19 protein-coding genes and 2 pseudogenes are annotated in these 21,940 nt (G+C 61.7%); 15 read left to right on the forward strand and 6 right to left on the reverse strand.

The genetic code is table 11. The features are described from left to right. Nucleotides 1-71: 71 nt before the first annotated feature. Nucleotides 72-503: an acetate--CoA ligase family protein gene (locus ACGLHR_RS38650; protein ID WP_400100788.1), complete on the forward strand. Its 432-nt coding sequence runs from the start codon at nt 72-74 to the stop codon at nt 501-503. A gap of 52 nt (nt 504-555) precedes the next feature. Here the strand turns inward: ACGLHR_RS38650 and ACGLHR_RS38655 are convergent, their stop codons facing one another. Beyond that, nucleotides 556-1,518 carry a Bug family tripartite tricarboxylate transporter substrate binding protein gene (locus tag ACGLHR_RS38655; protein ID WP_400100749.1) on the reverse strand — a complete coding sequence of 321 codons (963 nt, stop codon included), beginning with the start codon at nt 1,516-1,518 and terminating at the stop codon, nt 556-558. Between the two features lie 264 nt (nt 1,519-1,782). Between ACGLHR_RS38655 and ACGLHR_RS38660 the strand changes: the two genes are divergently transcribed. The 6 genes from ACGLHR_RS38660 to ACGLHR_RS38685 all read left to right on the forward strand — a co-directional run bounded on the left by ACGLHR_RS38660 (nt 1,783) and on the right by ACGLHR_RS38685 (nt 8,442). Beyond that, on the forward strand, nt 1,783-2,751 hold the full coding sequence (locus ACGLHR_RS38660; RefSeq protein WP_400100789.1) for a Bug family tripartite tricarboxylate transporter substrate binding protein: 969 nt from the start codon (nt 1,783-1,785) through the stop codon (nt 2,749-2,751). Between the two features lie 131 nt (nt 2,752-2,882). Then, entirely contained in the window at nt 2,883-3,869 is a 987-nt protein-coding gene (locus tag ACGLHR_RS38665; RefSeq protein WP_400100751.1) for a Bug family tripartite tricarboxylate transporter substrate binding protein, read from the forward strand. A 52-nt stretch (nt 3,870-3,921) separates the two neighbouring features. Beyond that, a complete protein-coding gene (locus ACGLHR_RS38670) occupies nt 3,922-5,190 on the forward strand; it encodes an alkyl sulfatase dimerization domain-containing protein (protein WP_400100753.1) in 1,269 nt (422 codons plus the stop codon). 83 nt (nt 5,191-5,273) lie between these two features. Beyond that, nucleotides 5,274-6,584 carry an alkyl sulfatase dimerization domain-containing protein gene (locus tag ACGLHR_RS38675; protein ID WP_400100754.1) on the forward strand — a complete coding sequence of 437 codons (1,311 nt, stop codon included), beginning with the start codon at nt 5,274-5,276 and terminating at the stop codon, nt 6,582-6,584. A 16-nt stretch (nt 6,585-6,600) separates the two neighbouring features. Beyond that, on the forward strand, nt 6,601-7,509 hold the full coding sequence (locus tag ACGLHR_RS38680) for an alpha/beta fold hydrolase (RefSeq protein WP_400100756.1): 909 nt from the start codon (nt 6,601-6,603) through the stop codon (nt 7,507-7,509). A gap of 84 nt (nt 7,510-7,593) precedes the next feature. Continuing rightward, entirely contained in the window at nt 7,594-8,442 is an 849-nt protein-coding gene (locus ACGLHR_RS38685) for an IclR family transcriptional regulator (protein ID WP_400100759.1), read from the forward strand. Between the two features lie 808 nt (nt 8,443-9,250). Here the strand turns inward: ACGLHR_RS38685 and ACGLHR_RS38690 are convergent. Continuing rightward, a complete protein-coding gene (locus ACGLHR_RS38690; RefSeq protein ID WP_400100760.1) occupies nt 9,251-9,445 on the reverse strand; it encodes a hypothetical protein in 195 nt (64 codons plus the stop codon). Nucleotides 9,446-9,586: 141 nt separating this feature from the next. Here ACGLHR_RS38690 and ACGLHR_RS38695 point away from each other — a divergent pair. Next, nucleotides 9,587-9,742: pseudogene (locus ACGLHR_RS38695) on the forward strand (IS630 family transposase); the annotation flags it as partial. Between the two features lie 75 nt (nt 9,743-9,817). On the opposite strand, the gene ACGLHR_RS38700 reads toward ACGLHR_RS38695, so the two are convergent. Then, nucleotides 9,818-10,264 carry a GNAT family N-acetyltransferase gene (locus ACGLHR_RS38700; RefSeq protein WP_267602041.1) on the reverse strand — a complete coding sequence of 149 codons (447 nt, stop codon included), beginning with the start codon at nt 10,262-10,264 and terminating at the stop codon, nt 9,818-9,820. A gap of 360 nt (nt 10,265-10,624) precedes the next feature. On the opposite strand from ACGLHR_RS38700, the gene ACGLHR_RS38705 reads away from it, so the two are divergent. Beyond that, on the forward strand, nt 10,625-10,843 hold the full coding sequence (locus tag ACGLHR_RS38705) for a hypothetical protein (RefSeq protein ID WP_400100762.1): 219 nt from the start codon (nt 10,625-10,627) through the stop codon (nt 10,841-10,843). A 287-nt stretch (nt 10,844-11,130) separates the two neighbouring features. Here ACGLHR_RS38705 and ACGLHR_RS38710 read toward each other — a convergent pair whose 3' ends face one another. From ACGLHR_RS38710 to ACGLHR_RS38720, 3 genes and pseudogenes are all read right to left on the reverse strand, one after another. After that, on the reverse strand, nt 11,131-11,619 hold the full coding sequence (locus ACGLHR_RS38710; RefSeq protein WP_400100764.1) for a ProQ/FinO family protein: 489 nt from the start codon (nt 11,617-11,619) through the stop codon (nt 11,131-11,133). Nucleotides 11,620-11,737: 118 nt separating this feature from the next. After that, nucleotides 11,738-12,673, reverse strand: a pseudogene (locus ACGLHR_RS38715) (tyrosine-type recombinase/integrase); the annotation flags it as partial. A gap of 515 nt (nt 12,674-13,188) precedes the next feature. Then, complete coding sequence (locus ACGLHR_RS38720) at nt 13,189-13,953, reverse strand: IclR family transcriptional regulator (protein ID WP_400100765.1); 765 nt, start codon at nt 13,951-13,953, stop codon at nt 13,189-13,191. Nucleotides 13,954-14,327: 374 nt separating this feature from the next. Between ACGLHR_RS38720 and ACGLHR_RS38725 the strand changes: the two genes are divergently transcribed. From ACGLHR_RS38725 to ACGLHR_RS38750, 6 genes are all read left to right on the forward strand, one after another. Beyond that, nucleotides 14,328-15,632, forward strand: a complete 1,305-nt coding sequence (locus ACGLHR_RS38725) for an MFS transporter (RefSeq protein WP_400100767.1) — start codon at nt 14,328-14,330, stop codon at nt 15,630-15,632. An 82-nt stretch (nt 15,633-15,714) separates the two neighbouring features. Continuing rightward, the gene (sauS, locus tag ACGLHR_RS38730; RefSeq protein WP_400100769.1) at nt 15,715-17,142 is read left to right on the forward strand and encodes an acylating sulfoacetaldehyde dehydrogenase; all 1,428 of its coding nucleotides are present in this window, start codon (nt 15,715-15,717) and stop codon (nt 17,140-17,142) included. Nucleotides 17,143-17,200: 58 nt separating this feature from the next. After that, nucleotides 17,201-18,721 carry an AMP-binding protein gene (locus tag ACGLHR_RS38735; RefSeq protein WP_400100771.1) on the forward strand — a complete coding sequence of 507 codons (1,521 nt, stop codon included), beginning with the start codon at nt 17,201-17,203 and terminating at the stop codon, nt 18,719-18,721. 145 nt (nt 18,722-18,866) lie between these two features. Continuing rightward, nucleotides 18,867-19,724, forward strand: a complete 858-nt coding sequence (locus ACGLHR_RS38740; RefSeq protein ID WP_400100773.1) for an IclR family transcriptional regulator — start codon at nt 18,867-18,869, stop codon at nt 19,722-19,724. Nucleotides 19,725-19,995: 271 nt separating this feature from the next. Then, entirely contained in the window at nt 19,996-21,045 is a 1,050-nt protein-coding gene (locus ACGLHR_RS38745; RefSeq protein WP_400100775.1) for a porin, read from the forward strand. Between the two features lie 44 nt (nt 21,046-21,089). Beyond that, complete coding sequence (locus ACGLHR_RS38750; RefSeq protein ID WP_400100776.1) at nt 21,090-21,899, forward strand: alpha/beta fold hydrolase; 810 nt, start codon at nt 21,090-21,092, stop codon at nt 21,897-21,899. Nucleotides 21,900-21,940: the final 41 nt, after the last annotated feature.

Genomic DNA, 21,940 nt, shown 5'->3' on the forward strand with positions numbered 1-21,940 from the left:
TGCCATCCTTCAAGCTCTTCTTGTTGTTGCAGAGGCTTGAAAGTTAACACAAATTCGAATTTGTTAACAGTATTGCGGCTAGGCTCGATGGCTTACTGGTCGCACCGATGATCAAGGGTGGCGTGGAATGCATCCTGGGGGTGCAGCGCGATCCCGTCTATGGCCCGGTGGTCATGTTCGGCTTGGGCGGCGTGCTCGTGGAAGCCATGCCGGATGTCGCCTTCCGCATGGCGCCCTTTGACGAGCGGGATGCGCATGCGATGATCGACGAGATCCGCGGACGGCGGGTGCTGGCGGGCATGCGGGGCCAGCCGCCAGCCGACGTGTCCGCGCTGGCGAGCGCACTGGCGGCACTCTCCCGCTTCGCGTGGGCAAATCGTGACGCCGTGGTCAGCGTCGACGTCAATCCGTTCATCGTCCTGCCGCTGGGCGGGGGTGCGCTCGCGCTGGACGCCGTGGTGATCGGCGGCGGCAACGCGTCCGACAGGCTGGCAACGGCCTGATCCGCCCGGCGCAAGCGAAGCACGGGCGGCCCGGCACACGCTTCACAACAACTCACTCGGCCTTGATGCCCGCCTCCCGAATCAGCTTGCCCCAGCCGGCATAGTCGCGGCGCACCACCTCCTCGAACTGCGCCGGCGACAGGTTGGTGGCCTGGATGCCCAGATCCTTCAGGCGCGCCGCCACGGCGGGCTGCTTGAGGATCTGGCCCACTTCTTCTCGCAGGCGGCTCAGGACAGGTGCGGGCGTGCCCGCCGGGGCGAACAGGCCGTACCAGAAGCTGCTGTCGAAGCTCACGCCTTCGTCTTTCAGGCCGGGCACATCGGGCAGGTTGGATGACCGCTCCGTGCAGGCGGCCAGCGCGCGCAGCTTGCCAGCCTGGACATATGGCGCGGATGTCGTGGAGTCCACCATGGCGACCATGATGGTGCCGCCGAGCACGTCGGCCAGTTCGGGGGCCGCGCCTTTGTAGGGCACGTGCGTCATAGTGATGCCCTTCGCGCGCATCAGGATTTCCGCGCACAAATGCCCGCCCGAGCCCAGTCCCCAGGAGCCGTAATTGATCTGCCCGGGCCTGGCCTTGGCGGCCGCAACCAGTTCCTTCAGGTTGTGTGCGGGAAACGCGGGATTGACCACCAACATGTTGGTCGCCGTCCCGATCTGTCCCAGCGCGGCAAAGCGCTGGTTGGCCGTGTACGCGGCATTGGGATAGAGAAACGGCGCCATCACCATGGTCGCCGAAATGCCGAGCACGATGGTGTAGCCATCGGGCTCGGCTTGCGCCGCATAGCTGGTGCCGATGGTGCCGCCCGCCCCGGCGCGGTTCTCCACCACCACCGTCTGCTTGAGCGATTGCTGCAGCCGCTCGGCCATCATGCGGGCTACTGTGTCAGTACCGCCTCCAGCAGGAAAGGGCACAATCAGCCGGATCGGCTTGCTGGGATAGGGATCGGCGTGGGCCATGGGCGCGAGCATCAGGCAGGCCACCGGGGCGGCAAGCAATTTGCCAATGGACATCGTCATCATTGTCTCCTGTCGGTTTTTTCTGATCCCGCTGCTTGGGCAATGGCGGCACTTTCCCCCCCCACGCCCCCACGGGTCGGACGATCCTACGGCGCCTGTCGAATCCAGACGGTCAACATTTCGCTATCCGAAACACCGGGCCCTCGACGATGTTTCGATATGCGAAATCATTCACCGTGCCACGCCACTACGCTCCTAAGCTGTCTCTCACACTTCCAACGGCTTGCCACGCGCTTGCCAGAAAACAAGGAGGAGACAATGACGTTTCGATCGATCGCCACCGCGGCCCTGGCTGCCTGCCTCACGCTGCCAGGCGTCGCCAGTGCCCAGACTTACCCGTCCAAGCCGGTCCGGATGGTTTCCCCCTATGGCCCCGGCGGCTCCAACGACATCTCCGCGCGCATCATCGCGGAAGGCCTGGGCAAGAAGTATGGCCAGCAGTTCGTAGTCGAGAACAAGCCAGGAGCCGCCACCCGGGTCGCCAATGAGATGGTCGCCGGGGCGCAGCCTGGCGGCTACACGCTGCTGTATGCAGCCGCGCCATTCGCCATCAACGAAGCGGCCGGGATCAAGGGGCACTACGACATCCGCAAGAACTTCATCGCCATCGGGCCGCGTGTGGTGGCGCCGCTGTTCCTGATCGTCAACGCGGCATCGCCCATTCGCAACCTGGCCGATTTCGTCAGCTTTGCCCGCGAGAAAAAGGATGGTGTGACCTTCGCCGGTACCGGCGTCGGGGCTGCCCCGCATCTGACATCCGAACTCCTTGCCAACGCAGCCGGCTTCAAAATACTGAACGCGCAGTATCGCGGGGATGCCACGGCCTACACCGAACTGCTCGCCGGCCGGGTTGACGCCACGCTCACGGCCATCACCAGCGCTCTTCCCTTTATCAAGGCGGGCAGGCTGCGCGTGATTGCAATCGCCTCTGAACAACGCTCACCGATCTATCCGGAAGCCCGGACCTTTTCCGAACTCGGTTATCCGACGGTCATAGGCTATGGCTGGTTCGGCCTGCTCGCACCGGCGGGCACGCCGCCGGCTGTCGTCCAGCAACTCAACCGCGACGTCAATGCCGTTCTGGCGGATCCCGGCAACAAAGAGCGTCTCGTCAATCTCGGGCTCCAGCCGGAGAGCGGATCGAGTGAGGCCTTTGCTGACTTTATCGGCGGCGAGGTAGCCAAATGGTCCGCCGTCATCAAGCGTGCAGGCATCGTGTTGGAGTAGCCAGTGTTTCGATATGCGAAATCATTTCACATAGCGAACCTCCGGCCTTCTACGATGGCTTCCCGGACATCCCCGCTAAACAGTGAACTAAAGAACAACGGCGCGCAACGGCGCCTCCTAAGGAGACCGGCATGAGCAGTTTCGGACGTCGACCCCGCTTGGCCATGATCGCGGCAACCGCAATGTGCCTGATCGCCCAGCCTGTGGCAGCGCAGACGCCATGGCCTAGCCGGCCAGTACGCCTGGTGGTTCCATTTCCGCCGGGTGGCAGCACCGACCTACTGGCGCGGGCGTTGGGTGAGAAGCTCAGCAAATCGCTAGGGCAGGCCGTTGTCATAGACAACAAGCCAGGCGCATCGGGCGCCCTCGCCGCGGAATCGGTCGTGCGCGCCGACCCCGATGGCTATACGGTGCTGGTGACCATCCAGGCGCCGGTGGTGGTGGTTCCGCACTACACGACAGTCCGCTACGATCCGCTGCGCGATCTGGTGCCCGTGGCTGCGCTAGCCAATGGCCCGCTGGTCTTTGCGGGCAACGCGGCCTTCCCGGCGCGCAACGTCAAGGAGGTGGTGGCCTATGCGCGCGCCCATCCCAATACCGTTTCGTATGCCTCCTTCAGCCCGGGAACCTGGAGCCATTTTGCCGGCCTGTTGCTCAACCGGCATGAAAAGATCGACTTACTGCATGTGGGCTACAAGGGTTCGGCACCAGCCATCGGCGACGTGGTCGGTGGCCAGGTCCAGTTGATCTTCGATGGGCAAGCCACTGTGCTGCCTATGGTGAAGGCCGGCAAGCTGCGCGCCTATGCGGTGACCTCCGCTACCCGCACCAGGTTGCTGCCCGACGTGCCCACGTTCGCGGAACTCGGTTACCCCGAGATTTCCAGCGATGGATGGATGGGCGCGTTCGCGCCGGCCAAGACGCCTGACGCCGTGGTGAAACGCCTCAACACCGAACTCGTCAAGCTGCTGAACACACCGGAGGTCATGGAGCGCCTCAATACACTGGGGGCCGAACCGGCCAGCGCGATGGATGCTGCTCGCTTTGGCCGGCAAGTGGCGAGCGATTACAAGCGATGGGGCGACATCGTGCGCACCAGCGGCTACCGCCCGGAATAAAGGCATCTCGAATTCCGGTGCCAGGCACGGCACCGCTCCCAGGAGGAAGACAATGGAAACAAGCAACATCCTGATGGTCAAGCAGGCGCTGTCGCGCCATGCCGATGGCATGTACACGCTTGGCGGCCAGGGCAACTCAGTCGTGGTCGACCTTGGCGCCACGCTACTGCTAGTGGATGCCGGCCCCGGCGGCGGCATTACCGACGCCATGATTGCGCAATTGCGCGCCAGCCTGGATAAGCCAGTGGCCTATATCGTCTACAGTCACGGCCATATGGGCTACAACAACGGCGTGCGGCAATGGCTGGCCGAAGCCGCCAGGCGGGGCGACCCGACCCCGCAACTGGTCGCGCATGCCAACCTGCCGGCGCGCTACCGGCGCTATCGCGAGACTGGCGGCTTGCAGGCCTATACCAATGTCCGGCAATTTCGCAGCGACTATCCCGCCACGCCGCCAGCGCACTGGTTCCAGATGCCTACGCTGACTTATCAGGACCGGCTGGCCCTGACGGGCACCGAGCGGCATGTGGTGTTGATGCACGCGCCCTCGGAGACTGACGATGGCACGGCGGTGTGGATACCCGATACACGCACGCTCTACGGCTCTAACGCTTTCATCAAGACCTGCCCGAATGTCGGTTCGCCGTACCGCATCTATCGCGATCCAATGCGCTGGGCGCAGACGCTGGAGCGATTCGCCGAGCTAGCGCCGGCGGTGCTGATCCCCGAGTTCGGCATGCCAGTGACGGATGCGGCGGAGATCCATGAGGCCCTGACTGTACCGGCACGCGCGCTGCGCTACTTACGCCGGGAAGTAGTGGCCAGGATGAATGCCGGCATGAGCGAGAACGACATCATCAACGATGTACCGCTGCCAGACGAACTGTTCGGCAGCCGCTTCATGAAGCCAACGTATGGCTGCGCAGCGTACATCATGCATGACATCTGGCGCTCTGAGAACGGCTGGTGGAACCGCAATCCGACGGACCTCCATCCGGCCGCGCCCGCAAAGGCGGCTGCGGCCGTCCGGCGAGCACTGGCCAACCCGGAGCGGGTACTGGCACGCGCCCGTGAGTTGCAGGCGGCAGGCGAGCTGCAACTGGCCCTGCATGTCATCGACCTGCTCGCCAGCGATGATGACGGCGACCCGGTATCGAAACAGGCGCGCGAGTTGAAGGCGGCACTGTGCGAAGGCCGGGCCCAGCGTATGACTTCGGTGGTGTCGCGCCACCTCTATCTCAGCGCCGCCGACGAATTGCTCGACCGTCCCGTCGGCGCCGCCGAACGTGCGCGCGGCGATGCCGGCTATGCATGGCAGTAGACCGGCACGATAAATCTGCCCGATCTGGTCGGGCAATCGACCGGGGCGCGCCAGCGCGCCTCCAACAACGCGGAGTCACCCAGATGCAAGCCAATACCACGCAAGCCATTGAAGAACGCGTCAAGCCGAATACCGGCCTGGGCGTGCTAGTGCGCAGCGAGTACTTTACGAACCTGATCCCTGGTGTCCATACGCTTGGCGGACAGGGAAATTCCCTGGCCATCGAGACGGCGCGCGGCGTGGTGATCGTCGACGCCGGCCCCGGCGGTGGCGTGACGCGCGCCATGATCACGCGCTTGCGCGAGTTGTCCGCGGCGCCGGTTCTGGCCATTGTCTACAGCCATGGCCACAGCGGCTACAACGCGGGTGCCAGGCTGTGGCAGGAACACGCGGCGGAACGCGGCGAGCCCCAGCCCACGCTGATCGCTCAGGCCGGCGTGCCGGCGCGCTACCGGCGCTATACGGAAACCGCGCAGTTGCAGGCCTGGCTGAACAGCCGCCAGTTCCGCAAAACCCTGCGGCCTGCATCGGCCGACAGCTACCCGATGCCGGACCAGACTTTCGACAGCCGCATGGTGATCGACGGTGGCGACCGCCGCATTGAGCTGATCGCCGCACCGTCCGAAACGGACGACGCGCTTGCGGTGTGGCTGCCCGAGTCGCGCTTCCTCTATGGCGGTGCCTCGATGATCCGCAGCATTCCCAACGTTGGCACGCCGCTGCGTACCATCCGCGACCCGCTGCGCTGGGCAAACACGCTGGAGCGCCTCTATGCACTGAACCCGACACAGGTTCTCCCCGAGTTTGGCGACCCGATTACCGATCCGCAGGAGATCCATGACGCGTTCCAAGTGCCCATCCGCGCGCTGCGGTACTTGCGCGATGCGGTGGTAGAGCGCATGAACGCCGGCATGAACGAGCGCGAGATCCTGCACGACATGGTGTACCCCGAGGCGCTGTTTGGTCACAAATGGATGCGGCCGATCTATGGCGACCCCGAGTACATCGTCCGGGAAATCTGGCGCATGGAGAACGGCTGGTGGGATCGCAATCCCACCCACCTGCACCCGGCCCGGCCTGCCGAGGCGGCGAACGCCGTGCTGTCCGCCCTGGGCAACCCGGGTCACGTGCTCGATGAGGCCCGCAGGCTGCAGGCAGAAGGCGATACCCAGCTCGCGCTGCATGTCATCGACCTGCTTGCGCTGGCGGATCCGGTCATCCCGGAAGTGGTGGCTGCGCGCGCGCTGAAGGCAGCGCTGTGCCGCCAGCGCGCCGAGCAGATGCGCTCGATCGTCTCGCGCCAGATCCTGCTTAGCAGCGCCGAAGACTTGCTCGGCCTGCCGATCGGCAGCACCAGCGCGGAAGATCCGCCGGCCGACTTCTCCTGGAACTGAGTAGAGGATCCCAGTCATGCACGCGGATATCCGTCATCACCATGTCATGCTCAACGGCTTCGATATGCACTATGCAAGCTGCGGCGAGCCAGGCCATCCGCTGCTGCTGTTCGTGCATGGTTTTCCCGAGAACTGGCAGGCCTGGCACCACCAGCTTGAGGCCTTTGGCCCTCACTACTATGCGGTCGCGCTCGATACGCGGGGCATCAACGAGTCCGCTGGTCCGGTAGATGTGAAGGGCTACCGAGCCGGTCATATGGTGGCCGACATTCTTGCCTTGATCGACCACCTTGGCTACCCCCAGTGCGTGCTGGTCGGCCATGACTGGGGTGGTGCCATCGCGTGCGCCGTTGCGCTGGCTAACCCCGCCCGCTTGCATGGACTGGTGATGATCAATGGCGTCCATCCGGCGATCTACCGCCGCGAACTGGTGGACAGTCCGGCGCAGCAGGCTGCCAGCGCCTACATGAACTTCTTCATCGGCGACGATGCGCTGGCGCAGATCTGCGCGAATGACTTTGCTTATCTGTTCGGCATGTTTGCGGAAGACGGACAGCAACCGAAATGGCTCGACGCGCCAACTCAAGCCAGCTACCGGCACTCCTGGTCCCGCCCAGGTTCCGTACGGGCAGGTCTCGACTACTATCGCGCCTCGCCGCTCCACCCTGCGGCGCTGGGCGACAGCGGCGCCGGAGGCGTTGTGTTCGACTCCGCGGCTATGACACTCAGCGTTCCCACTCTGGTGATCTGGGGCGAACGGGACCGTTTTTTGCTGACGGGCTGCCTTGATGGCCTCAGGCAATTCGCGCCAGACCTGAGGATCGAGCGCATCCCGGACGGAAGCCACTGGGTCATCCACGAGCATGGCCCCCGTGTTAACCGGCTGATTACCGAGTTCCTTAACGACCGCCTGGATACCGCTTGAGCGAGGTCGAATTTCATCTTTAAGTAGCCGGACAGTGGCACACTGTCGGCTTGCCCCCTAATCCCTTTCGCCAGGTATCCACCGATGGCAAGCGTCGTTCCGCGAGACCGCAGTGCAGCAGCCCGCGCCGGAAAGCCCCAGAACCTGACTCGGGCGGTGCTGCGCGAGCCAGGAGACCGGCAGTTCGCCAGCACCCTGGAGCGCGGCTTGCGCGTCCTGCAGTGCTTTTCCGCAGATTCCCCCGAACTCGGCAATGCCGAGATCGCGGCGCGTACCGGTCTGCCAAAGCCTACGGTTTCCAGGCTGACCCATACCCTGGTCAGGCTCGGCTACCTGCGTCGCCATCCAGACAGCGGCGATTTCGGATTGGGCATGAGCATTCTCTGCCTGGGCTACCCGCTGCTAGCGGGGCTGCAACTGCGCCGGCTGGCGGCGGGCCCCATGAAGGAGCTGGTGGACCTGATCGACGGCTCTGTGGCGATCGGCGTTCGAGACCATCTGCGTATTGTCGCGCTGGAAAACATTACCACGCGTGACGTGCTCAAGCGCAAGCCCGGCACGGGCCTCACGCTGCCGCTGGTATCCAGCACCGCCGGCACGGCCTGGCTGGTGGGAGCCACGGCAGACGAACGCAAGCGCGCGATCCGTGAGATCGAATATGCGGAGCCTGGAAGCTGGGCGCGGCAGGCCGACGAATTTGACGTATTCCGCAAGGAATTTGCCCGGCTTGGTTATGTCAAGCGCCGCAACGTCTTGCGCCCGGACACGGTGGCACTTGGCGTACCGCTGCGCCGACGGCCTGGCGCCGAGCTGCTGGTGCTGTCCTGCGTCCTGGCGACCAGCGCGGCCACGGCAGACGCGCTGGAGCAGCACGCCGCCGTGGGACTTCTCACCGCGGCAAAGTACATCGGCGAAAAGCTGCAGCAGCCGTAGCGTTGCCATACCAGATTCGCAGTCAGGCCCGGATGACCGTACGCCTCACCTCACGCAAGGAGTTGGCGGCTGGACGATTCCATCAATCTGTTGCATCGACCTGTTGAATCCTCAACCGCGTACTTCGCCAGGGAATCGCTGCCCGGTACGCGTTCATGACGCAATAGCGAGAGCATTATCCGGTCAATATGATGTGTCGGGTGTTGGGGGTGTCACGCGGTGTATAGCCGGATTCTGGGCCACAGGCAGCGCATCCGGCCATTGTGATACACATTAGTCTCCATGCAGAACACCATAAGCCCCAGAATCTATCGGGCGCCCTGGGGAGCGGTCAGCACCAGCACCAAGTACCAGAGGACCTCTGGAGTTGATCGCACGCCGGTAGGGGGATATCCATTGATGGATGCAGGGCGCGCCTCGCTGTCACTCCGATTGCTCCAGCAGCCGGGGCAGTACGGCTAGCTGCACCGAGCGCGCGCTCGAGCAGCTGACGTCGCGTGCATAAAAGCCACGTTCTTTATTACTTCTGGGTATATGTGTCATTTCGAGGCTTTCTCCCGGCACGCCCCCGTGTCGGGTGTCTGAAAATTCTGGTTCCCGAGAAGCAAAATCCCCACACTCTGGGGAAGTGTGGGGTTCGGGAGAGCGGAACCGGATTTGGGGGAGAGTGTCCCCGACCGGGATTTGAAGCCCTTAGAGGGGGGCGCGGTCGGACGCAATGTAGTACCTGGCGCCGCCCGTATAAGTGTCGAATTTGCCTCTTTTTGCGCTGTCAGTATAAACATCGTACTTCCCAGACCGCGCGCCGTCAGTGTAAGTACGGCGCCCCCTGTGAGGTCCACGCGTCCATCACGCGGCCCGTGCGCTCGACCTGGTCGCCGGCCCGCTGCCGCCAGTAGTCGTCGAGCAGCACCACGCCGACCTCACCTTCATCGACATTGAACGCGATGCCATACACGTCGCCGGGAAAGCGCACCAGCTCGTCGTAGCCGATGCCCAGCACGGGAATCAGGTTAACGGGGCGACTTCAGAATTCGGAAAAGATCGCCCAATTTGGACTGCAAAGCCTTGCTGGATAAGGGTGTGGCTTCACCGCGATAAAACGCCCAACGGGCGATTAACGGCAATCAGCGAGTCGTTGATTTCATTGCTGGCGCATCTGAACCTGACGCCGCAGAAGTCGTTGCAGCGCGCATATCAGCGCGACCTAGAGGCGATCGAGCGCTGGCAACGGGACACGTATCCTGCCATTGCCAAGCAGGCTCGTGAGGAAAACGCCGACATCTTCTTCAGGGATGATCGTATAGAGCCTCCATGCGTTGATCACGGCGCTCCCCGGCCCGACGCGGGTCGGAAGTGACCGTAAGACGGGAAGTCAGCCGGAGATCAGGTCGCATTTCATGCAGACATCGGACGGATTGGCCTGCCATTGATATGCCTGTGACGCTTGTACCTCTGCCGGTAGCGCGCGGCGCGGCATCAACGTAAACCCGTGACGACTAAAGTAAGTCGCAAAGCGCATCGCTAACATCACTGCTTGTCGACACCCTCCAGCTCGGGCGCGCATGAGTGCAGCTTGCACCAGAGACGAAGCGATACCACGGTCGCGGTAATCGGCAAGCACGGCAACGGGCCCGATGATTGCAGTGTCACCATGCCGCTCCACGCCGGCACAACCGACGATCAAGGATTCGGTGATGGCGATATGGAATGTGGTTGCAAATAGATTGAGTGCCGAAGCATCAAGCCCGCATTGTTCGAGGATGCTAATAATCTGTGGCGCTTGGCCAGTGACGGCAGCGCGAATGGAAATGCCTCTCATTTTGACCCCTCTCGCTTCGGCGTTTAGCCGGATGTTTTTTTCGCGACTTCATCAAGGCGTGCTGCCGCCTTTTTAATTGTTATGCCGTGTAAAGATCCCCACAGGGCCGGGTGGCCTTTGGAGTAAACCACGGTTAGGCAGCCTGACTGCCGTTGGCGAGTATGGATATGAGTCTCCATTCCGACTATCCCCCAATCGTGTTATGCGCTGCAAAACGCCATCACGGCGCAATCACGACGGCCGAACGCCCAGCAACTTGCGCCATTTGTGTTGTCCAGCATCTTGGCGACGATTCAATACCCTGCGACATCAATCTGTTGGCGGCGCCATACCAAGTCATCCGATGCTGAGACAGACCGCATGGCGGAAATTTCCGTAACCAGATTGCTAGATACCTGGCTGCCCGATACAGGATTGGCGCGAACCGAGCCCAATAGTTGGCACAGCGCCTCGTCGTGGGTCGCGATGCTATTGATAGAGCTTCGCCGCTTCGTCATCGCCCGGATGCCGGCCTGCTCGGCGAACCGAACGCGCGCGGTGAATGCTGGTGCGCAGCCCACGGATGACGAGGATTACTAGGCTGCCCGGGGCTAAAACGCAATTAATCGCCAGCATTTTGATCCCGGCTCAAATTAATAAGGGCTTGGCAGAAATATGAGGATAGCTCGCGCTTGGCATCCCTCCGATCCAGCAGTGTCCCGGCATCTGCTGCCGGTCACCATCCACGACGCTGTGGTCGGCGACGGCCTTGCGTTGAACCCGGGCGGGCTCGCGTGTGTTCGTCATCGTGCCGACGCTTGTGTACGCAGCCCTGGAATCTGTGGTCGCCCGACGTCCGCGCCGACAAGGCGGGCGCCTATCCCAGTTCAGCTGGGTTTCGACGCGGTTTCGGGGCGAGATAACGCGCGCGCCGCACGTTGGGCTTGCAGTCCCTGCGCCCGCTTCGCATCGGCCTGGGCCACGTGTCCCGCCTCCTGACCCGCCAGATCCACGCGCGGTGCGCCTTCGACCAGAAAGGCCCAGTAGCGGGTGCCGCGGCACCAGGTCCGGATTGCATCGCGCAATGCCGGCTCCGTCAGGCCAAGTTCCTGCGCGTGCGGGACGAGATCCTCAAAGATGCCGATCTTGAGCGGCACCTTGGGCGCAGGATTCTTCGGAAAGGTTTTGGGGAAGCGCTTTTGCAGCTTCGCAATGGCTTGCAGCACCGGATCAACGGGCTTTGCGGGCTCATTAACGGGCTTCGCTGGGCGGGGCGAAGCCTTCGGGGGTGCGCGACGCGTCTTGGCCCGTGGCGCGGCCTTGGCTTGCTTTGCCAGTTGTTCCTTCAGTGCCGCCAGTTGTTCGAAGCCCATCATGCCCAGCCATTAAAAACGTCGCGCAATTGTAGCAGTCCCTCGCAATTCGCCTCGCCCCCCACGCCGCGGCGGGGCGGGGCATTGACCAAAGCAGGCATGCAGGCCAGACCGGCGCCCATCACACTTCGCGCGTCCACCCGATCCGGTGGCGTTCCTGCGTGGCCTCATGGCGCGCATCGTCCTCCGTGTGCAGGTAGGCACTGGTGGTGGCGATGGACGCATGCCCGAAATTGTCCCGCACAAAGCGCAGGTCCACCTGCTGGTCGGTCATATGCGACCCCGCCGTATGGCGCAGCCAGTGCGCCGAGGCGCTGGCCAGCACCGCGGCCCGGCTTTCCCAATCCGGTCCGCGCGCGCGCAGGCGCGCGGCCGCCAGCGCGAAGATCTCCTTGAGCACCAGGTGCAGCGCGCCGCGCGACAAGGGTTTTTCCTTGCCAATGATCGGCAGCACGATGGGGCGATCCTCGCCTGGCAATGGCATCGGCGGCAGGCCGTACGCCTCGCGATAGCGCGCCAGCTCCACCATCAGTTCGTCCGTGGCGGGCACCAGCCGCGTCTTGTTGCCCTTGCCCGTCACCTCCAGCCACCAACGCTCCAGGCCCTGGCTGTCGCGCCGGCAGAAGAAGGCGCCCATCCGGGTCTCGGCCACCTCGGCCGCCCGCAGGCCGCCGAGATACAGCACTGTGAAGAGCCAGCGGCAGCGCGCCGCGTGCAGGCGGTCGCGCTCGGTCGCACGTTCGAGCGTGCCCGGCATGGCGTCGATGGCGTCCTTGACCGCCTGCCACATGTCGTGGCTCAGGTAGCGCGTGACGCGCGGCTTGGACTGGCCGCGCCGGCTGCGCGCCAGCGAGAGCGGGTTGCCGGCCAGGTAGCCCGCGTCGACCAGCCAGGCAAACAGGCCATTGAGGATCACCATGGTGTGGCGCGCGCTGACCGGGGAAAGCGGTCCGGCAAACGGCCGCCACGCGGGCGCGCCGCGCGCCAGCTTCTTGCGCGACGCCATCACCCAGCGCCAGGCCGGCTGCGGATCGGCCAGGAAGCGCTCGTACAGCAGCTGTTGAGGATCGTTAATTCCGCTAGCGGTGACCGCTATATCCGCTAGCGATCACATGGATGTAAACCATTGATCTATATAGAGAAACAGCCGTTCAGTGGCGCTTTTTGGCCGTTGTGCAAGAGCAACGCCTTTTTCCGTCCATGTCCAACGATTCCGCTAATGCGGCGCGGCGGATCATTAATTCGGCTAGCGCGGGCTACGCCGAGCCGGTGTCGGCGAAATTCTATTGCTGGCCGGGCAGGGCGGACGGAGAGGGTGATAGTTCGGTAGAGCCATGCGCATGACCTCGCGAAAGATGGGAAAAATAGGGGAATTCTTGCGATCCGCATTCACGCCACGACCTGCGCGTCAGGGAGATCTCCATTGAAAGCGCTCGCGAGCATCGGCAGGAGAAGAGCGTTTTTCCTTCATCTATCCTGGCTGGCACCCACATTTGCATAATTAGAGGTCGCCATTAGCCGAAATAGCGATCTGCAACATCCGTATCCAAGCGGCATGGACAGCACGGGCGATCATGCCCGGAACGTCTCTGCCGTCTCCTCGGCAGCTTTGCGCAGATCAGGGACGAAGGCCAATAGATCGTCGAGCGTGAGCCGGCCCACCGGCGCCTGTACCGCGATCGCCGCACAGGCACGATTGCGATCCAGCATGACCGGCACCGCAATCGCGATGAGCCCCTGCAGGTGCTCCTGATTGTTGATGGCCAGCATGCGCCTGCGCGTCGCGGCAAGTTCCTTGCGTAACGTCTCGCGATCGACGATGGTTCGCTCCGAGTAGGCATGTAGCGGCAACGTATCGACCATACGGTCGCGCCTCTCCTTCGGTAGGAAGCTAAGCAGGACTTTGCCACTTGCCGAGCAATGCAGCGGCACATGCGAGCCTGGTTGCAAATGCAGGCGCAACGGCCATTCGGTTTCGACACGGTCGATGTACACCACGTCGTTTCCTGCGAGCATCGTCAGATTGCAGGTCTCGCCAATCTTTGCCACAAGTTGTTCGAGCAACGCGTGGCGCGCCGCAGCGGGACCCGCGTGCATGAGAACGTTCACCGCCAGGGCACGCACGCGCGGCGAGCACTCATAGAGCCGGTCGCCCGCGCCGCGCGTCACCAGCCATGCGTCCGTCAGTTGCACGAGTATGCGGTGCACCGATTGTTTGGGTAATCCGAGCGCCTCGACGAGGTCCGTCATGGAAAGCGGTCGCCCTGCCTGCGCAAGTGCCTCCAGCACGCGAAAGGCGCGGACTGCCGCGGCATTCGATTGGTTGGATCTTGTCATGCTGTCTCCTGGCCGCAGTACTCATGCTTGCCCATCTGCATCGACTTTATCGCTTTTCGGGACACATTCAAGTCCCGAAATCCGCGCTTTTCCATTCTCGAGAGTACGCAGCGAAGGATAGCGTAAAAAACGGGACACCCTGGTGCGACGGCTTGAATAGATTAGGTTGACAGCACTCGTGGGCGTCGTAGATCCGGATGCTCACATTGAACATCAGCGAGAAGGGGGAATCAAGAAGGCGGAATTTGCAAGGACAAGAACGACGTTGCAAGGCTGGTGGTGGTTTCAATGCCAATGGTTCTTGAGAGTGCGTGAAAGTCGGCATAGATTCGACCATACATATAAATATATTTAATTAAAATGGTGAGAGAGACATGAAAAGATTATTTAAAGTCAGGTACATGATATTGGGGATGATGTGTCTGATGTATTTCATCGCCTATATTGACCGCGTCAATATCTCAATTATCGCCCCGTTCCTGAAAGATGAGATGGCACTTACGCCGACTCAGCTGGGGCTCGTCTTTTCAGCCTTTGCCTATCCCTACGCCGCTATGCAAATCCTGGGCGGTTGGTTCGCCGACAAGTACGGGCCGAGGCTGGTGTTGGCCATACTCACTAGCATTTGGGCGATTGCGACGATTCTCTGCGGTTTTTCCTGGGGCCTGGGATCGCTGATCATGTTCCGGATCCTGCTCGGCATCGGTGAGGGAGGCGCATTTCCGGCAGCAACGCGCTCTTTCACATACTGGATGCCGGCCACAGAACGCGGCTTCGCCCAGGGTATCACGCATAGCTTCGCCCGCCTGGGCGGCGCCGTCACCCCGCCGATCGTAATGGCCATTGTTGCCGCGTACGGCTGGCGCGAGTCGTTCGTGATTCTCGGTGTCGTCAGCCTGGTCTGGACCAGTCTCTATGTTTGGCTGTTCCGTAACACTCCGCTGGAGCACAAATGGGTAAAGCCCGCTGAGTTGACTGAGATCGGCGTCAATTCAAGCGAGTTGAAGAAGGCTGCAGCAGGAAGAACGCCCTGGAAGCAGATGGTCAAATGCATGTGGTTGGTAACGTTCGTGGATTTCTGCTACGGCTGGTCACTCTGGGTGTTCCTGACGTGGTTGCCTTCCTACCTGAAGGATGCGCGTGGATTTGATGTAAAGCAGCTGGCATTGTTCACGGCGCTGCCGCTGCTCGCCGGCGTAGTCGGTGACACCCTCGGTGGCGTGATCTCCGATTTCATCTATAAGAAGACCGGAAACCTTAAGCTGGCCAGATGTGCACTACTTGTTACAGGACTTGGCGGTGCCCTGGTATTCATCGTGCCAGCGATCTACACCAATAGCCCATTGACCGCCGTGATCCTGCTCGCCGCGTCCTTCTTCTTCCTTGAGCTGACCAATGCCGTCTTGTGGAGCCTGCCACTCGACATTGCTGGAAAGTTTGCAGGAACCGCTGGCGGCATGATGAACACAGGCTTCGGGGTGGCAGGAATGATATCGCCCGCTTTGTTCGGTTTCCTGATTCAACGCACAGGAAGCTACGAACTGCCATTCCTGATTTCGGCCGGACTATTGGGGGTCGCGGCAATCTGCTCGTTGCGGATCGATCCTACAAACAAGATCAAAGATGAGCCGGAAGATGCACTGTCACTCGAAGGGACTGGACTGGGGACTGTCCATTGAAAGTTGCCTTCCCCTCGGCAGGGGGAAGGCCCCGGATTGAGCATTGAAAGCAGCAGGAATGATAGATAAACGGAGAGAAAGAATGTCAGTTGAAACGAGCGTGAATACCAATTTGTCGGCGGATGTCGCAATGATTTCCGATCTGATCAGGAAGGCAAGGGAGGCGCAGCGAAACTATGCGCGTTACTCGCAGGTTCAAGTGGACGAGGTGGTCACCGCGGCGGGATGGGCGATCATGCATCCTGCGCATAACCGTCTCTTGGCCGAGATGGCTGTGCGCGATACAGGACTCGGCAACGTCGCCGACAAGATCCAGAAGAACTACCGCAAGACATTGGGACTGCTGCGCGATCTCAAGCATGCAAAGACAGTTGGTATCATTGCCGAGTATCCGGAGCGCGGACTGGTAGAGATTGCCCGCCCAGTTGGCGTGGTAGCCGCGATCACCCCCTCCACCAATCCCGCAGCGACACCCGCCAACAAGATCATCAATGCACTGAAGGGGCGCAATGCGGTCATCGTCGCGCCATCCCCCAAAGGACTCTCCACTTGCGCTGCCCTGGTGGCTTACATTCATGCGGAACTGGCGAAGGTCGGCGCGCCGCTGGACTTGGTGCAATACCTACCCGGACCGATTACCAAGCAAGCAACCCAGGAGCTAATGCGCCAGGCAGACCTGGTGGTCGCGACAGGCTCACAGAACAATATCCGATCCGCCTATGCGAGCGGATCCCCTGCATTCGGGGTGGGGGCGGGCAACGTCGCCTCGATCATCGATACCTCGGCGAGTCTTGGTGAAGCGGCGCAACAGATCGCCAGCTCGAAGACGTTCGACAATGCGACGAGCTGTTCATCCGAAAACAGCGTGGTTATCCTCGACTCGGTCTATGACTCGGCCTTGGCCGCGCTAACCGAGGCCGGCGGCGTCCTTCTGAACAGCGAAGAAAAGCACCACCTGCAGGAAACGATGTGGCCCCGGGGGAAACTGGATTCAGCCGTGACCGCACAGTCTGCGCCCAGCATCGCGTCACTGGCTGGCTTGACCCGGCCGAGCGTGACACAAGCGAAATTCTTGATGGTTGAGGAAGTTGGCACCGGTCCGGATTACCCATACTCGGGTGAAAAGCTCTCTCCCGTGCTAACCGTCTATCGCGCCCGAAATTTTGACCACGCTTGCGAGATAGTCAACGATATCTATGGCTATCTGGGCGCGGGTCATTCGGTGGGAATTCATACATCGGATGATGGCCACATCCTGCGCTTGGGGAATGAGCTTCCTGTTTGCCGGGTCATTGTCAATCAGGCGCATTGCTTTGCGACTGGTGGCAGTTTCGAGAACGGCTTGCCATTCTCGCTTTCCATGGGTTGCGGTACATGGGGTGGCAATAATTTGTCCGAAAACATGAATTACAGGAACTTCCTCAACATTACACGCATCGTGCGAAGAATTCCCGAGCGGGTTCCCTCCGAGGAGGAACTATTTGGGGAATACCTGCGCAAGTACGGCTAATCGATCCAGCGAGAATGAGAAAGAAACCCTGTACTGCTTGAACGTGAGGAATATAGGCATGCTACGCACCATTCGAGAATATGTCGACTTTCAAGCCGCTGAACGACCGGACGCGCTTTACTTGATTGCGCCGGAACCTGGTTTAAGCATGACTTTCGCCGGCCTGCAGAGGGCCTCTCGCGAGCTGGCACGCTTTCTTCTTGCCCAGGGTATTCTGAGAGGCGACAAGGTGGCGATGTTGATGCAAAACGGCTACCAGACCTGCCGCCTGCTCATTGGCGTCATGTACGGCGGCTTTTGCGCGACCCCGCTGAATCTTCTCGCGCACCCGTCGCAGCTCGAGTACGTACTGAACCATAGCGATGCCAAGATCGTATTCGTCGCACCCGATCAGCTCGAGCGTCTTAATGCTGCCCTGGCCAACGTGACGCGGGATATCCAGATCGTCCTGTGCGATGTCGATGCGCAGGAGTTCATCCCGATGTCGGATGAGGGCGTGCAGTTACCACTAGTGGGTGAAGAGGACGATGCACTGATGATGTACACGTCCGGCACTACCGGCAAGCCCAAGGGGGTCGTACTGGCAAACCGCTCCGTGGTGTCGGGTGGACAGTTCGTGTCCGCTGCCCATGAGCTGGAGGCGCAAGACCGGGTCTTGGCGGTCTTGCCCCTCTATCACATCAATGCCCAGATTGTGACCGCGACATCGCCGTTGGTGCGTGGTGGAAGCCTCGTTCTGCCACATCGTTTCCGGGTCTCCAACTTCTGGGACCTGGTGGCACAGCATCGATGCACCTGGATCAATGTGGTTCCGACCATGATTTCCTACCTGTTGAATGACGCGGGTTCGGTGAAGAGTGGCTTGGATCTGAGCCGGGTCCGTTTCTGTCGTTCGGCCTCCGCTCCACTGCCGCCCAGCCAGCATCGTGCCTTTGAAGATGCATTCAAGATCGGGGTGATCGAAACGATGGGGCTCACGGAAACCTCCGCGCCGTGCTTCACCAATCCCCTGGACCCTTCCCAGCGCAAGATCGGCAGTCCCGGCCGGGCCTTTGGCAATGAAGCCAAGATTGTCAACACAGAGGGAATGGCGCTCACTTCGGGCGAAGCGGGCGAAATCATGGTGCGCGGACCAAACGTGATGAAGGGGTATTACAAGAGTCCGGAAGAAACCGCAAAAGCGCTGACGCCCGAAGGCTGGCTCCATACTGGAGATCTTGGATATCTCGACCCGGATGGTTTTGTCTTTGTCACTGGCCGGATCAAGGAGCTCATCATCAAGGGGGGGGAGAACATTGCACCTCGCGAGATAGACGAAGCATTGCTCAAGCATCCGGCTGTGCTGGAGGCCGCGGCGGTGGGTGTTCCGGACGAGCATTACGGTCAGGAGTTGATGGCGTGCATTGTGCTGAAACCTGGAGAACGATGCACAGCGGACGAATTGAGATCGTTTTGCAGGAACGAACTCGGCGCGTACAAGACGCCCAAGTCCTTCCGCTTTGTCTGTGAGTTGCCCAAGGGGCCGTCGGGCAAGGTACAGCGGCTGAAGCTCCTCGACATGGAGGAAATACTCGCATAGCGCGTTTGCCGCACGACGGCTCGATGGATGCAGGATCGGCCTGTCGGCGGCTCGCTTCGTCATGTGCGGTGAGGGCGAAGTTCCAGGAGCAGGCGTGGTGGTATCCTTGAGCCGCACTTTCGCAAGGTCGAACTGCGCTCTTCGGATGCGCTCGATGGAAGTTATGACCGCCAAACATCCGCAGGACATTTCTGCACTTGAGAATGACCGCCGTTTTGTCACGGCGCTGGCGCGCGGACTGGAAATTCTTGACGCATTCGACGGCGGGGGCCTGCTTGGGAACCAGGATATCGCCTCGATTACCGGCTTACCTGGCGCCACCGTATCCCGTTTGACCTACACGCTGGCTTCGCTGGGCTACCTGCGGCGTGACGAGCAGACCCGGAAATACTTCGTCGGTGCCGGTGTTCTCGGGCTCAGTGCCTCAATCCAGCGCAGTCTCGGCGTACAAAAGATCGCCAGGGGTTTCATGGAGACACTGGCGCGCGAGCTTAATGTCTCGGTGGCGATGGGCACACGCGACCGCCTCGGGGTGATGTTCCTGGAGGTGGCGCGCTGCGATCAGAACGTACGGGTGGTGCACGTAGACGTCGGCACGGTGCTGCCGATGGCGTCAACGGCGATGGGCACGGCCTATCTGGTGGCGGTTCCGCTTGCCGAGCGCGCGCATCTGCTGGAGCAGATCCAGGCGCGGCATAGCGCGGAATGGGATCAGATCCGAAAATCGGTGGAGCAAGCCCACTCGGATTACCGCAAGCACGGCTTTGTGATCTCCCTGCGCTCGTGGTCACGGCCGGTCAATGCGGTTGGCGTGCCACTGGTCATGCCAAGAGGGGGCGGCGTCTATGTGTTCACCTGCGTTGCAAATCCGCAAGCCGCACCCCGGGAGCGGTTGGTGAGGGAGCTGGGTCCTCGGCTGGTGGATATGGTGAACGCCATCCGCGCGGAGGTCGACCGCTCGCCGCCACTTCAGGTGGTGCCGCATAGCGTGTATCACCCGTGAGCGGATGCCGTGCCGCTGCCTGCGACGCTGGTTGCCGGGGCATGATGGGCGTGCCAATTCCGAGCCGCCTTTCTAGCGAATGTCTCATATAGAAATTATTTAAAATCAAATAGATAGCATCATCACTTCCGCAGTGCGGTTTTGCCCCCGGTTTCTCCTATACACCATCGGTGTCTCTCGGAAGAATACGGTCCAGACAAGAGACCAGCCACACCGACATACATGTGTCGCGATGGCCGGCCCATGAACCGGACTGAAGGGGAGACATCGAATGAAGCATGTCGTGGCGTGCGCAGGATTGGGTATTTTCAGCCTCGCGGCACAGGCGCAATCCAGCGTCACACTCTATGGCGTGGTCGACGCCAACGTTGAATATGCGAACAACCTGCCCGGCGCTACCGGGAAGGACAGCGGCTCGCGGCTGAGCCTGCGTTCCGGCGGCATGTCGACTTCACGTTGGGGTATTCGCGGCGTGGAGGAGCTTGGCGGCGGGGTGAAGGCGGTCTTTGCGCTGGAAAACGGCTTCAACGTGGATACGGGTTCGCAGTCCGATAGCAGCCGCCTGTTCGACCGGCAGGCCTTCGTTGGCTTGTCCAGCCAGTATGGCACGCTGACCTTCGGTCGCCAGTACACGACGATGTTCTCCATCATGGGGAACTACGTGCCGCAGGCCTATGCGCCGCAGAATGAGCCGATCTCGACCGTGGTCACTGCCCGCAATGACAATGCGGTGAAGTATGTCGGTAAGTTTGGCGTGGTAGGGCTAGGCGCGCACTACAGCTTTGGCGAGCGGCCGGGTGCATTTTCCTCCGGTGCGGGCTGGGGCCTGGGCGCCACCTACGCCCCGGGCGACTTCAGCATTTCGGCAGCCTATGACCAGTTGAATCCACAGGCCGGCACCGGTTCGGGCTCTGGTCGAACGCTATACGCCGGCATTGGCGCCAATTACGTGGCCGGGCCGGCCACGCTGTTCGCGGCCTATCGATGGGGCCGCAAAGAAGACGAAGCGGGCAGGCCGATCACGCGCGACAACTTCTGGTGGACGGGCGTGCGCTACGAGCTCACGCAGGCACTGGCGCTCACTGGTGCCTTCTACTACGACGATATCAAGACGTCGTGCGGCACAAGCTGTACCAATCCCGCCAATCCCTGGCAAGCCACCGCGCTGCTTGACTACAGCTTGTCCAAGCGGACCAACCTTTACGCGGTGGCCGCCTATGCGAAGAACGCCGCCATGAACTTTGGCTTCGGTGGCTACACGCTGGCGCAAGGCAAGAATAGCCAGACCGCCATGGCCATCGGCATCCGCACCAAGTTCTGAGCCCGGTAGGGCCGGCACAGACCAACTCGAATGGAGCATCAAACATGAAGGGCTATCGTTTCCCCGACTATCAGGTGGCCGGCGATGCCGACACCACGATCTTCCTGCTGCACGGCGCCTATGGTTCGAAGATATACTTCGGTCCGGAAATCGAGGCGCTGGTGCGCGAGGGCTACCGCGTGGTGGCCTGGGATGCGCCGGGCTATGGCCTTAGCCCGCTGCCGGAGAACCTGAGCATCGAAGGGCTGGCGGACACCGCGGCCGCGCTGGTCGAGCGGCTCGGCACGGCGCGCAACGTGGTGCTGGGCCATAGCATGGGAGGTATCGTTGCGCCTCGCGTGGCCGCGCTGTTGCCCGGGCGCGTGCATGGCCTGGTGGTGTCGGCAACGGTGGCGTCTTTCTCGCGCAAGAGTGAAGAGGACAGGAAGACCTTCCTGGATGAGCGCATCGCGCCGCTCAAGCGGGGGAAATCTTTCGTGGAAACGGCCATGCCGGTGATCCGCTCGATGTTCGCGACTGGCTCGCGGGGACCGCTGGTCGATCTTGTGACCTCCGTGGCGGCCGGTACTTCGGCCGACACCTTCTGCGCCGCCATCGCGGCCATCGTCAACTACGAAGGCGTCGACACCCTGCGCCAGGTCGCCGTGCCGACCCTGCTCGTCGCAGGCGAGCAGGACAAGGTCGGCAGGCCTGATGGCATGCGACAGATTCAGGAGTTGATCCCGCAGGCGGAGTTCGTCTGCATTTCAGACGCGGCGCACTATGCGTTTGCCGAGCAGCCGGAAACCTTTAACCGCCACTTGCTCAGTTTCGTTCGGCGCCACGTTGACACGGCTCGCCGCGGACAAGCCTGACGACTATCGCAAGATGGGGCTCGCCGGCGAGTCGGAACCCC

Origin of the sequence: Cupriavidus sp. CuC1, from assembly GCF_044627735.1 — a bacterium.
GTDB classification, from domain to species: domain Bacteria; phylum Pseudomonadota; class Gammaproteobacteria; order Burkholderiales; family Burkholderiaceae; genus Cupriavidus; species Cupriavidus ulmosensis.

Excerpts from the sequence above, each read along its gene's own strand:
- ACGLHR_RS38670 (WP_400100753.1), top strand. The coding sequence starts at position 3,922 with ATGGAAACAAGCAACATCCTGATGGTCAAGCAGGCGCTGTCGCGCCAT.
- ACGLHR_RS38750 (WP_400100776.1), top strand. The coding sequence starts at position 21,090 with ATGAAGGGCTATCGTTTCCCCGACTATCAGGTGGCCGGCGATGCCGAC.
- sauS (WP_400100769.1), top strand. The coding sequence starts at position 15,715 with ATGTCAGTTGAAACGAGCGTGAATACCAATTTGTCGGCGGATGTCGCA.
- ACGLHR_RS38725 (WP_400100767.1), top strand. The coding sequence starts at position 14,328 with ATGAAAAGATTATTTAAAGTCAGGTACATGATATTGGGGATGATGTGT.
- ACGLHR_RS38665 (WP_400100751.1), top strand. The coding sequence starts at position 2,883 with ATGAGCAGTTTCGGACGTCGACCCCGCTTGGCCATGATCGCGGCAACC.
- ACGLHR_RS38675 (WP_400100754.1), top strand. The coding sequence starts at position 5,274 with ATGCAAGCCAATACCACGCAAGCCATTGAAGAACGCGTCAAGCCGAAT.
- ACGLHR_RS38745 (WP_400100775.1), top strand. The coding sequence starts at position 19,996 with ATGAAGCATGTCGTGGCGTGCGCAGGATTGGGTATTTTCAGCCTCGCG.
- ACGLHR_RS38685 (WP_400100759.1), top strand. The coding sequence starts at position 7,594 with ATGGCAAGCGTCGTTCCGCGAGACCGCAGTGCAGCAGCCCGCGCCGGA.
- ACGLHR_RS38720 (WP_400100765.1), bottom strand. The coding sequence starts at position 13,953 with ATGACAAGATCCAACCAATCGAATGCCGCGGCAGTCCGCGCCTTTCGC.
- ACGLHR_RS38705 (WP_400100762.1), top strand. The coding sequence starts at position 10,625 with ATGGCGGAAATTTCCGTAACCAGATTGCTAGATACCTGGCTGCCCGAT.
- ACGLHR_RS38710 (WP_400100764.1), bottom strand. The coding sequence starts at position 11,619 with ATGATGGGCTTCGAACAACTGGCGGCACTGAAGGAACAACTGGCAAAG.
- ACGLHR_RS38700 (WP_267602041.1), bottom strand. The coding sequence starts at position 10,264 with ATGAGAGGCATTTCCATTCGCGCTGCCGTCACTGGCCAAGCGCCACAG.
- ACGLHR_RS38660 (WP_400100789.1), top strand. The coding sequence starts at position 1,783 with ATGACGTTTCGATCGATCGCCACCGCGGCCCTGGCTGCCTGCCTCACG.
- ACGLHR_RS38680 (WP_400100756.1), top strand. The coding sequence starts at position 6,601 with ATGCACGCGGATATCCGTCATCACCATGTCATGCTCAACGGCTTCGAT.
- ACGLHR_RS38735 (WP_400100771.1), top strand. The coding sequence starts at position 17,201 with ATGCTACGCACCATTCGAGAATATGTCGACTTTCAAGCCGCTGAACGA.
- ACGLHR_RS38740 (WP_400100773.1), top strand. The coding sequence starts at position 18,867 with ATGCGCTCGATGGAAGTTATGACCGCCAAACATCCGCAGGACATTTCT.
- ACGLHR_RS38655 (WP_400100749.1), bottom strand. The coding sequence starts at position 1,518 with ATGTCCATTGGCAAATTGCTTGCCGCCCCGGTGGCCTGCCTGATGCTC.